This is a genomic window from Trichocoleus sp. ST-U1 (genome assembly GCF_039961835.1).
Lineage (GTDB): Bacteria > Cyanobacteriota > Cyanobacteriia > Cyanobacteriales > FACHB-T130 > FACHB-T130.
In genome coordinates this window covers 26,948-39,435 of sequence record NZ_JAMPJZ010000037.1, presented here as the reverse complement: position 1 = coordinate 39,435, position 12,488 = coordinate 26,948, and the positions used below count along the sequence as shown (strand labels likewise).

Sequence of the window (12,488 nt, the reverse complement as noted above, 5' to 3'; positions counted from 1 at the left end):
GCTTTGAAAACGCTCGGATTCAACACAGGCTAGATATACAGTTTGATGAGCAAATTGGATAATCTCCGATGCTGAAACGGCTGTGCAAAAAGCCAAACAGTTTCAAAGGAGTCAAGTTTACGCAATGTACAGCTTTAGAGATTAGAACTCTTCTTTTTTAAGGAGAATCTAAATTGGTACAGTTTATACCATTTGAGATTTTAAATTTGAATTGTGAAAGCCTTGCCTCTAGGCAGTTTCAATAATTCAAATTTTGCATCGATCAAGCCTAATGGTATTACGTATGCGCTCCCTAAACTCTGCTTTTTAGGAGGGATAAGAAAAAGTTGCACATTGCGTAAGTTTGTTAATTGATTACTTTCAGCAACTTCTTGAGTATTGTACTTCCTTCGATAGAGACACAGACATCAATAACATGAAAGAGCCAATTTTTGACCCAATTCAAGCTGTACCAGGCTGTTGTCCGCCAGTTCCAGAGTCAATAATGACGGCAAATCGCTACGAACTCAGCAACATCAAAATGCAGATTCATGGAGAGCTACCAGATGATTTGCAGGGTCACGTCTTTATCGTTGCTCCAGTAGGCTCTGTCAACTCCGGAGATGCTCCAGATGCTGACGGAACTTCCCTCTTGGCTGGCGATGGGATGATTTATCGGCTTGACTTCGATCGCCAAGGTGAAGTGGGGTTGAAAACGCGGCTGGTTAAGCCGCCATGTTACTACGCCGATAAGGCAACCCGACCTGGCAGCGAGTATGTCAAGTATCAATTTCGCAATCATGGCATTTCGCGATTTTCTCTTTCTCTTGGCTTCCGCAACGAGTTGAATACAGCTTTTCTGCCCATTAAATTTCGAGACGATGCCAACGAGCGTCTGCTAGTAACCTATGATGCTGGTCGTCCCTACGAGATTGATACCGAAACGCTGGAGGTTGTAACTCCGATCGGAGCCAATACAGAGTGGCAATCCGAAACTTCCTTAAAGTTTCCCTTTCCACCCGTTTTGAGTACCGCACATCCAGTTTTTGACCCTGATAAAAGCGAAATGTTTACGGTCAATTACGGTAAATCGGTAGCAAATATTCTCCAAACCATCCCTTTAATTTACGATTTGGATGAACTTCCAGAACAAATCGAGGAACTCCTCAAAGAACTTGCCCGGTTTATCGAAGCACAAGACTTTGTGCAAGATTTTCTCAAGACATTCTCCAATATCTCTCAAAATATCTTGGAATTTTATATGAGGTTGCTTGAGAGAACTACCAACATAGAATTTAAAGATTTCGTCTATTTGATCCGCTGGGATGGTGTAAACAACTTAGAGCGCTGGAAGCTGGTATTACCAGATAGAACCCCCGTCAAGATTAAGCAAACTATCCATCAGATTGGGTTGACAGAAGATTATTTGGTGCTAATGGACACAGCCTTTACGACTGGGGTAGAGCAGTTACTCAGTAATCCTATCCCCCAAAGTAAGGCAACCAAAAGACTTATCAGAGACTTACTTACACTTCGAGAGTTAGCGGATTCTGTCGTGTACATCGTTCGCCGCGCTGACTTGAAAGCGGGACAGCGCCCAGCGTGCAGTCAGCAAGAAGTTGAAGTTGTCGCACGACGGGTTGTGATTCCCCTGGAAGCGGCTCATTTTCTGTTGGATTATGCGAATCCAGATGGAAACATTACCCTCCACGCATCTCATATTTGTGCTTGGGATGTATCTGAATGGCTCCGCGAGTATGATGTCTCTGCCTACAATCCTAAGATTTCTGTCCCGTCTCGCCTGTGTGGGATGCAACACGATGAGATGGACATCAGCCGGATGGGACGCTATGTAATTGATGGAGAAAGCGGTCAAATTTTGGAGTCGAAGGTAATTTCCGATGCTGAGTGTACCTGGGGCGTAGGACTCTATGCTTATCGCCATCTCTTGCCATCAGGTAAGCCTCCGAAACATCTGGATAATCTTTACTGGATCTCTTTTGGGCTATGGAAGCAGTTGCTGACGCAGTTTGTCTTCGACCTGTACAAAGACTATAAGTATCGGGTAGTACCGCGGACGGAGATGCTTCGCCTTGCAGAGGCTGGTATACCCGCTTCTTTGTTCCGGTTAAACACCTCGTCGGAGGAGTCGCTCAAGATTGGCGATCGCTATCAGTTCCCTGCTGGCTATATTGTCAGTTCGCCGCAGTTTATGCCACGCCGCAACAGCGAAGAGAGTTCAGAAGATAGTTCAACCGACGGTTACATTGTTTGCACCGTTTTCACGCCAGACGGCAACGAAATTTGGATTTTCGATGCTCAAAATCTGGAGGATGGTCCCCGGTGTAGATTGAGCCATCCTTCACTGAAGTTTAGCTTGACGATTCACACAGCGTGGTTGGAAAAAATCGCCCCCCGCACAGCCACGTACAACATCCCTGTGCGTCAGGATTACAAGAACTTAGTGAAGCAAAAGTCTCAAGAAATCCAGGATCTATTTGAAACTGAGGTATATCCTCATTTTGAGCCAACTTCGCGATCTGCCTGTTGAGTGAAGCCCTAAATACGCCTCACTGTGTATCGGAAAATATTTTAAGGTAGTAACTTCGTATACAGACGCGATATGTCGCGTCTGTATCTATCTTGGGATAGATTTTTGATATATAAGATTAAGGATGAGGTATTTTTTTGTTTAAAAGCAGTTTCGCAAATACCATTCCACTTTATGCCTGCAACAGCGCTCTCTAGAGCAGCGGCTTGTAAACACGGCGATTGGGGCACAGCCCGATCCTCACGGCATCCGAAGAGCGCATCCGCGCCGCTAGGCGATCGCGAGCGTAGCTGTAGCATTGAAAGAATGAAATAGTAGAAATTTTAGATTTTTTGACTTTTTAAACAAGAAGGGTAAAAGTAATGGTCTTAATATCAGGATACGAAATCACAAATAAAATCTACGAAGGTACAAGAACTGTTGTTTATCAAGGGAAAAGACATCAAGATGAAAAATCGCTTGTATTTAAATTAATTAAAAATAATTATCCAAGTCCTAAAGATATTGCCAGGATAAAAAATGAATATGAAATCATTAAAGCTTTAAATACGAAGGGAGTTGTGAAAACCCTAGGACTCGAGAATCATAAGAATGGATTTGCGCTAGTTTTAGAAGATTCTGGTGGGGAATCACTTAATAAAGTTATTGCCGACAGACCTATAAATTTTAAAACTGTTCTTAAGATAGCAGTTCAGGTTTCAGAAATTATTGGAGAACTCCATTCTCACAATATTATTCATAAAGATATTAAGCCACATAACATCATTTTTAATCAAGAAACAGGGGAAGTTAAAATTATTGATTTTAGTATTGCATCGCGTCTATCTCTAGAGAACCAAACAATCAGCAGTCCCAATTTGATTGAAGGCACGCTTGCCTATATGTCCCCAGAGCAAACGGGTCGGATGAATCGTTCTATTGACTACCGTACCGACTTTTATTCTTTGGGTGTAACTCTTTATGAAATGCTCGTGGGGAAACTGCCATTTGAAACAACCGACGCGATGGAATTAGTTCACTGTCATATTGCCAAACAACCAATCCCTCCTCATGTGTTGGTGCCAGAAATTCCTCTCCCTGTTTCTGAGATCGTGATGAAGTTACTCACCAAGACAGCTGAAGACAGATACCAAAGCGCTGCTGGTCTAAAATTCGACCTAGAAAATTGTTTGATTCAGCTTGAAACGACAGGAGAAATTGAATATTTTATTTGCGGTCAGCGCGATCGCGCAAGCCTTCTGCTAATCCCGCAAAAACTCTACGGGCGTGAAACTGAAGTAGCTACCTTAATGGATGCTTTCGGGCGAGTCAGCCTTGGAGCAACTGAGATGATGCTGGTAAGTGGTTACTCAGGAATTGGTAAGACAAGTGTAGTGAATGAAGTCCATAAACCAATTGTGGGAGTACGAGGATATTTTATTAATGGCAAGTTTGACCAGTTCAAACGAAACATTCCTTATGCTGCTTTAATTCAAGCTTTTTCTGAATTGATGCGACAACTATTAACTGAAAGTTCAGAACAGATAGACATTTGGAAAGAAAAGCTTGAAGCAGCTTTGGGAGAAAATGGTCAGGTAATTATCGATGTCATTCCCGAAGTAGAACTGATTGTTGGCGAACAACCAGTTCTAACACAATTAGGACCATCTGAAGCACAAAACCGATTTAATCGAGTGTTTCAACAATTTATCCGGGTTTTTTGCCAAAAAGAACACCCGCTAGTCTTATTCTTAGATGACTTACAGTGGGCTGATTCTGCATCGCTTAAGTTAATTGAACTGTTAGTAACTGACCCAGATAGCCAGCATCTGTTAACAATTGGAGCATTCCGCGATAACGAAGTTAGTCCAACGCATCCGTTAATCCAAGCGGTTGAGAAAATACAGGTTCTAGGCGCTGTAGTGAATAATATCACTCTTCGACCTTTAGATAGCGATCGCGTCAGCTTGCTAGTTGCGGATACTCTTCATGAAAACGTAGGTACAGAGAGAGGAGAGAAGCAAAATCTCTCCTCTCTCCTTTTTAATAAAACTCAAGGTAATCCTTTCTTTTTAACGCAATTAATAAAAACTTTATACACAGAAAAACTGCTAACTTATAACTTCAGTCAAGGTAGATGGCAGTGGGATATAGAAGAAATCCAAGCGGTTGGAATTACAGATTATAACATTGTTGAATTGATTGCTAGAAATATTCAAAAGTTACCCGATGCAACACAACAAGTTTTAAAACTGGCTGCTTGCATTGGCAATCAATTTAATTTAGATGTTTTGGCAATCGTGAATGAAAAATCTCAATCAGCTACAGCAGCAGACTTGTGGGATGCACTTCAAACAGGTTTGATTTTGCCTCTAAGCGATGCTTACAAAATTCCGCTATCTTTTGACCAGTTACAACAGGAAACTTTGGTTCTTGATGATATAAAGATTAGCTATAAGTTTTTACATGACCGGGTGCAACAAGCAGCTTATTCTCTAATACCCGAATTTGAGAAAAAATCTACTCATCTAAAAATTGGTCAACTGCTACTAGAAAATACTTCTCCTGAAGAAAGAGAAGAAAATATTTTTGCTCTCGTTAACCAATTAAATTTTGGTACTGAATTACTAAACTGTCAATCACAAAGAGATGAACTGGCTCATTTTAATCTCATTGCTGGTCGGAAAGCTAGTACAGCGACCGCTTATCAAGCATCTGTCAATTATCTCAATATCGGTTTAAGACTCTTGGCAGCAGACAGTTGGATTTGCAACTACGAACTGACAAATAAACTCTATGTATCAGCAGCAGAAGCAGAATACCTCAACACGAACTTTGAACAATCAAAGATACTAGCTGAAGTAGCGCTTCAAAATGCGAGAACTCTATTAGATAGAGTGAATATTAATGAAATAAAAATTCAGTATTACATTGCCCAAAATCAGTTGCCAGAAGCCATAGAACTTGGTCAGCAAGTTTTGGAAATGTTGGAAGTGCCCTTAGAGCAGGAACCTTCGCCACACCTAAATGTTGAGGACTGTTATAACCTTCTAGAAATGACCGACCCTTATAAAATGGCAGCCATGAAGATTTTGATAACAATTTCTCCCCCTGCCTTTATCTCAAGTAGCGCGATCGCGTTACCAATTGTCTACACAATGGTCAAGCTGTGTAGCCAATATGGGAATTCTTCCCTAGCTATCTATGGCTATAGCACTTATGGCTTGCTTTTGTGCGGGCCAATGGCAGATATTGATTCCGGATATAAATTTGGCAAACTAGCTTTTCATCTATTAGATAAGCTTTATGCCAAAGAAATTAAATCAAAAATCTACAGTAGCTATTGTGCTTGTATTCTACATTGGAAGGAACATATTAAAGAAACAATAGAATTATTGCGACAATCAATTCAAAGTGGGCTAGAAGTCGGTGATATAGAATTTGCTTGTCATTCTGCTCTATTCTACTGCGAACATTCGTTTCTAGCTGGCGAGTATCTAGAAATTGTTACGCAGAAACAAGCTAACTATATTGAAATGATCGGCAAGTTTAAAAAAGAATTTCAGCTTTACTATGCCAGCATAGGTGGGCAAGTTGTTTCTAATTTAACTGACGACTCATCTAAAAAATCTTGTCTATCTGGTAAATATTTCAATGAAGCAGAAATGCTACCCCATTTATTTGAAACCAATAATTTACAATCTGTATTTGCTGTATATTTTTATAAATTGATGCTGGCTTATTTGTTTAAAGATTACGACAAAGCAATTGAAAATGCTAGAGCAGCATCGCAGCATACTCAACCTATCACAGCCCTAATAGTATTTGTTGAATATAATCTCTACTATTCTTTAACCCTCCTTGCCCAGTACCCTAACCTTACAGCCACAGAGCAACAGGAATACATGGCTATTGTGGCGAAGAATCAGGGAAAAATGCAGCAATGGGCAACTCATGCCCCTACAAATTCTCAACATAAGTATGAGTTAGTACAGGCAGAGATTTACCGAGTTTCAGGTCAAACGCTCAAAGCAATGGAGTATTATGACCGAGCGATAAATGGAGCAAGAATTCAGGGATATATCCAAGAAGAAGCCTTAGCTTATGAGCGGGCGGCTGAATTCTATCTAGCTCTGGGAAGAGAGAAAATCGCTAGAGATCATATGAGTGAAGCATATTATGGCTATGTTCGTTGGGGAGCAACCGCCAAAGTTAAAGAGTTGGAAATAGAGTATCCATACTTAATTTCCCAGATGCAATCAACAGAGCCGAATTCGAGTGAAGATACTGCCACAACCTCAAAAATGACTACTAGTGGTGAAGTTTCAGTGCTGGATTTAGCCACAGTGATGAAAGCATCTCTGGCGATTTCTGGGGAAATTGTGCTGGATAAGTTGCTCGCTTCCTTAATGAAAGTATCTATTGAAAATGCTGGGGCGATAAAAGGTTTTCTCGTCTTACCGAAAAATGGAAAATTGTTGATTGAAGCTGCTGCCTCAATAGATTCATTAGAAGTAGTTGTGCAGCAATCTATTCCAATGGAAACTAGCCAAGATTTACCCATAACAGTAATCAATTATGTAGCGAGAACTCGTTCTGATGTGGTTTTAGAAAATGCAGCTTGGGAGGGAAGATTTACGAATGATACCTATATTCAAAATAAAGAATTGAAATCAGTCCTATGTATTCCTATCATTAATAGCGGTAGGCTTATTGCTATTCTTTACTTGGAAAATAATTTAACGGTTGGGGCATTTACTCCTAATCGAATGGAAGTCCTAAAGCTGCTATCTTCTCAAGCAGCTATTTCTCTAGAAAATGCTCTACTTTACACTAATTTAGCTACAGCTAACGAGCAACTAGAAGATTATTCGCGTACTTTAGAACACCGAGTACAGGAGCGTACGCGAGAATTAAAACTAAAAGAAGCTAGGCTTGCAGAAGCTCAAAGACTGGCACATCTAGGTAGCTGGCAATTTGATATAGAAACGCAAGAAGTTAATTGGAGCGATGAACTATTCCGGATTTTTGGTCTCCACCCCGAACAACCTGAACCCACTTTCAGGGAACATGAAAACCTGATTCATCCAGATGACGTTGACTTATGGTTAAAATCAGTAGACCTAGCGATTGAAAGAGGGAAGGCTTATGAGTTGGAGTTGAGAATCTTTCGCCCAGATAGTTCTATTAGATATATTTTTGTCAAGGGGGAACCTACTTGCAATGCTTCTGGTAAGGTGACTAAGTTATTAGGGACAGCACTGGATATTACCGACCGCAAGCTAGCCGAGTTGGCACAACAACAATCAGAAGCACAATTGAGAGAACAAGCGAAAAAGTTAGAATTGACTTTACGCGAACTACAACAAACTCAATCCCAACTCATTCAAACTGAAAAGATGTCTAGTTTGGGACAGATGATTGCTGGAATTGCTCACGAAATTAATAACCCTGTCAACTTTATCTATGGCAATATTGACTATGCCAATAACTATATCCAAGACCTGCTTGCTTTGATTGGCGTCTATCAGCAGGAGTATCAAAATCCTACACCTGCGATTCAGAAGGCGATGTCAGAAATCGAGTTGGATTTTGTGGTAGAAGACTTGCAAAAACTTTTTGATTCCATGAAAGTAGGGGCAGAGCGTATCAGAGATATTGTCCTTAGCTTGCGGAATTTTTCACGGCTGGATCAAGCTGAAATGAAACCAGTTGATATCCATGAGGGCATCGAATCTACTTTGCTGATTTTGCAGCATCGGCTCAAGAAAGATAGTTTGCATTCTGGTATTGAAGTAATCAAAGAATACGGTCAACTGCCACGAATTTTTTGTTACGCTTCTGAGCTAAATCAGGTATTTATGAATCTTCTAAGCAATGCAATTGATGCTTTAGAGGAAATAAGAAACTCTGGAGAAGAATCAGATAAAAAGCCTACTATTAGTATTTACACAGAAATGGCTTCTTCAAATTTGGCCAGAATTAGAATTGCTGACAATGGGTCGGGAATGACTGAGGATGTAAAAAAGAAAATATTTGACCCATTTTTTACAACCAAGCCTGTAGGTTCTGGTACTGGTTTGGGATTATCGATTAGCTACCAGATCGTGGTAGACAAACACAATGGAAAGCTCAGTTGTGTTTCTTCTTCAGGTCTTGGTACTGAATTTATTATTGAGATGCCGATAAGTCAGTAACCATTGCCAATGCAGTTTGTCGGAATATCCAGGATGCAATATCAACAGAGCGATCGCACTTTACAACCGTTAGGGGTTAATCCCTCGTTCTCGCAGCAGCGTTCCTCATTTGATAGCTGGCGCGGATATCGATTGCTAGTTTTTGTACCATATTGCGATGCCTGGAGCTTAGGGTGGTTTTAGTTGTGGCGATCGCATCTTTGACGATTTCAAAAATGCGATCGCGTTTCACCAAACGTTAGACAGAAGCGCCTAACTGTTCTTCAGAAATCCATGCACCGTGGAAGCCGTAAGGCACGCGCTGAGGGATGAGAACCCGCGCCACTGGTTCAGCAGTCACGTCTTGGGCATTCACCACCACCAGTTCAGAAGTGTCTGTTTCTCGCTCGTGAACGAAGGTGACGAGCCAACCGTCATCTTCAGCAGTAGCATTAGGACGGGGAACAAATACCGCCTCACCGCCATAGCGTCCGCGTCCGAATTTGTGCGTTTCGGACTTACCACTGCTGAAGTCATACTTGATAACACCTTCAAACAAAGGCATGGGATTATTTGCGATCTTTCCCGTATAACCGTACTGCATCGGTCGTCCCATTAGCTGTTCATTCAGACGGGGGAAATCTGATGGCGCATCGTCCAGCATTTCCTCTTTTACCGTACCCGTCTTGAGGTTAAACCGCCAGCGGTACAGACGCGCAGCGTCTCCCTCATTTTCACCGGGTGTCATATCAGTCGTTAAGACACTGGTGGAACTCATGCGACAAGCGACAAGCACTACTTCATCTCCCTCCTCGTAGGCATTGAGAGTATGGAAGACATAGCAGGGGGGACTTTCAAACCAGCGAATGTTGCTGTTATCGCCATGACGGGGGACAATGCCGAAACGACTAGGGCGATCGCGCTCAAACATCAATGGTGGTTTACCCTGCTGCATTCGTGCCATGCTGAAAGTTAGCGGCAGATCCATAAAGATTGTGTAGTGTTCGGTGATGGCAAAATCGTGCATCATCACCCCCATCGGCAAGTCGATGGGAACGGTTCGCAACAGCTCACCCTTCGCTGAAACGACGCTGTATTTTAGGTACGGTGGGGCAAACGAGTAGCCAAAAAACATCATCTCCCCCGTTTCAGCGTCTACCTTGGGATGAGCGGTAAAGGCAGAAACCAGCTTGCTATCGTAAGAGTAAGCACCTGATGTCTCTAAACTGGGAACTTCGATCGCGTGAGGTTCGCCTCCTTCCCAAAGCGCTAGCAGCCGCCCATCGTGCCACACTAGAGCGGTGTTAGCGGTATTTTTAGGAAAATTATAGGGATTGTTGCCTCGTGACGGTTCCATCAACCCCGTCCAAATTGCCTTACCCGCTTCGCGTTCAATATTAAATCCCCGTGTCCGGATATAACGGTTGCGATATTGAGCTTTGCCGTTATTTATTCGCACTCCGTGCAACATTCCATCCCCATCAAACCAGTGATAGTTGCCGATAGGTGGAAATTGAGGATTGGGGCCATTCCGCACAAACATCCCGGATAAATCGGGGGGTAGTTCGCCGATTACTTTCAAGTTGGTGGGTGCGATTTCTTCCCGTACTGGCGCAAAGTTGTCATCTAGATAGGGATTGACTGCGGTTGTGGTCATGCGTTGTGCTGAATCGATTGTCTTATCTATATTTATTTTGATTGAGCTAACGCGATCGCGTCTCACACTATGGTTGTGGAACAAGCCAGATGAAGTGGTTGGGGTGGAGCGAGCAAAGTTTAGAGGAGGATGCGATCGCATCTTTCTCCAGCTCTATCTCTATATGGATGAATACGAACAACTTTTACCCTAAAAAGTCTAAAGCAATCGTGATTGACTACCAGTAAATCGCAAAATATTTCTGTGGCTAAGCCTATTGGTTGAAGAATTTTTCTGTGCCAAAACGCTAATCTACTGGCATTAGCAGGACTATCGCTTAGCGCTTAGAGTTCTGCAAGTAAGAACGATTCGCCAATCACCCCTATCAATCGTCAATCTCTGACACTAAAGACGATGAAACTTGAGAGTACGGCTTTTACTGAAAACAGTGTAATTCCGTCTAAATACACCTGCGACGGCGCAAATATTTCTCCCTCTCTTAGCTGGAATTCCCCGCCAGAAGGTACTCAGAGCCTTGCTTTAATCGTTGACGATCCGGATGCGCCTGGAGACATTTTTGTCCATTGGGTTCTCTACGATCTCCCACCTGAAATTCGCCATCTACCTGGCGGCATTCCCAGCGAAGCAAACCTCGCTGAGGGGGGCGTCCAAGGTAAAAATGATTTTGGCAATTTAGGTTATGGTGGCCCTTGCCCGCCTAGTGGTACGCATCGGTACTTTTTCAAACTCTACGCACTCGATCGACTGTTAGATTTAGCAGCGGGTGCCACTAAAAACAAGGTAGAAGCGGCAATGAATGGTCATATTCTGGCAGCAGCAGAACTCATTGGACGCTACAGTCGCCAGAGATAATCTTGCGGCAGTTCACAATTAATCTACAAAAAAAACACCTTTTCAAAGGTGTTTTTACTGGTGGCTAAAATAAGCCTGCAAATTTGATTTTGAGTCATCAATTCTTATGTGTGATGCCGAGGAGTCCGGGCACCCATAGATGAGCCAATCAGCGATGCTGCTAAACCTAGCAGAGAACCAATTGTAAACGACCAACCTGCCTTCGCTGTGGCACCCGCAATATCACGAGTTTGCTGAGCCGTTACATTAGGCGCGTCGTTGGGTACGTTCACTGCACCTTGTTGCGCTTGATTGACGATTTCCCCAGCATTCGCACCTACAATACCGAATGCGCCTGAGATTCCACTTGCCAACAACCAGGAACTCAATGCCAAAGTTGTCGCCCAAAGAATGGCTCCATTTAACATTGCTGTATTCCGGTTCATCGGACCACTGGCACGGGCTGCTACCCAACTACCCACCAAAAGGGAAATAAACAAAGAGATAATAGACCAAATTCCGACCGCTCTGCCAACATCATCGGCATAGGTTCTAGGTGCGCCGGAACCGGAAATATTAGTAGCACCAATTGCGGCTCCTAAAGCACTCAGAATTAACTGAGTAGCTAAAGCAGTAACAATACCGGCAAAAATGGGACCCCACCTTACACGATCGTGGTACTCAACAATTTGATTGCCAGCAGTTGGCTCAATAACAACCCTGTCTTCTCGATTTGTGTATGACATTGCTCACCGCTCTTCCTGTTTCTATTTTTTATAGAGCTACTTTCTTCTAACTTTCACCCTTGAGTTATACTTTATACTGGTATTTTTCTGGGTATATCTATCAGTAGGAATAATCAGGATATCTATCGATAGAAATATGTGTTCTATTTAAGTGAAAAGCGCGATCGCAATTATTAATAAATTAGTAGAGCTTTACGGCTGTTTCCGTGACAGTAATGAGCAATAAAAAGCCAGACTGGTCGCTGTGCTGCCGCATCCCATTCCGCTCAAAAACTACAGATATATAACTGCCATTCCGTCCGCCGATAATATCATCCAACCCCATCAAAAAAAACCACAGGGCACGACTAGACAAAACGACTTCAGCGGTGATAATTGCTAAATACGCTCTTAACACAGCTTTGTGAACGACATCAGTTGTTGTTACAATCATTAACTGTCCTCGTCAAAATTTCTTTTTAGGCAAATTAGGGGTGTAGACGAGGTAAAGCTCATCCCTCTGCTGTGTTTAGCCATTCTGGATTCATGCTTCCGGAATAGAAACACTGAGCCATTGTAGAAACTCAAGA

The 12,488-nt window shown here is 42.5% G+C and carries 8 protein-coding genes; 4 read left to right on the top strand and 4 right to left on the bottom strand.

Translation table 11 applies throughout. The annotated features are described in order from the left end of the window. Positions 1–415 precede the first annotated feature (415 nt). Positions 416–2,530, top strand: coding sequence for a carotenoid oxygenase family protein (locus tag NDA06_RS14775; protein ID WP_199324085.1), 2,115 nt, complete (start codon positions 416–418; stop codon positions 2,528–2,530). Positions 2,531–2,892: 362 nt separating this feature from the next. Next, a complete protein-coding gene (locus NDA06_RS14770) occupies positions 2,893–8,706 on the top strand; it encodes an AAA family ATPase (RefSeq protein WP_190985915.1) in 5,814 nt (1,937 codons plus the stop codon). Between the two features lie 76 nt (positions 8,707–8,782). Here NDA06_RS14770 and NDA06_RS14765 read toward each other — a convergent pair whose 3' ends face one another. Continuing rightward, positions 8,783–8,938 (bottom strand): hypothetical protein, encoded by a 156-nt coding sequence (locus tag NDA06_RS14765; RefSeq protein ID WP_190985916.1) that lies wholly within the window; start codon positions 8,936–8,938, stop codon positions 8,783–8,785. Positions 8,939–8,944: 6 nt separating this feature from the next. Continuing rightward, complete coding sequence (locus NDA06_RS14760) at positions 8,945–10,342, bottom strand: carotenoid oxygenase family protein (protein ID WP_348251761.1); 1,398 nt, start codon at positions 10,340–10,342, stop codon at positions 8,945–8,947. Between NDA06_RS14760 and NDA06_RS14755 the strand changes: the two genes are divergently transcribed. Together NDA06_RS14755 and NDA06_RS14750 are read left to right on the top strand one after the other, a co-directional pair. Further along, positions 10,341–10,535, top strand: coding sequence for a hypothetical protein (locus tag NDA06_RS14755; protein WP_190985917.1), 195 nt, complete (start codon positions 10,341–10,343; stop codon positions 10,533–10,535). The two genes, NDA06_RS14760 and NDA06_RS14755, sit on opposite strands and share 2 nt — an antisense overlap. A gap of 200 nt (positions 10,536–10,735) precedes the next feature. After that, on the top strand, positions 10,736–11,194 hold the full coding sequence (locus NDA06_RS14750; protein WP_190415089.1) for a YbhB/YbcL family Raf kinase inhibitor-like protein: 459 nt from the start codon (positions 10,736–10,738) through the stop codon (positions 11,192–11,194). A gap of 104 nt (positions 11,195–11,298) precedes the next feature. Here the strand turns inward: NDA06_RS14750 and NDA06_RS14745 are convergent, their stop codons facing one another. Continuing rightward, on the bottom strand, positions 11,299–11,919 hold the full coding sequence (locus NDA06_RS14745; RefSeq protein ID WP_190415090.1) for a hypothetical protein: 621 nt from the start codon (positions 11,917–11,919) through the stop codon (positions 11,299–11,301). 181 nt (positions 11,920–12,100) lie between these two features. After that, a complete protein-coding gene (locus NDA06_RS14740) occupies positions 12,101–12,352 on the bottom strand; it encodes a heavy metal-binding domain-containing protein (protein WP_190985918.1) in 252 nt (83 codons plus the stop codon). Positions 12,353–12,488 lie beyond the last annotated feature (136 nt).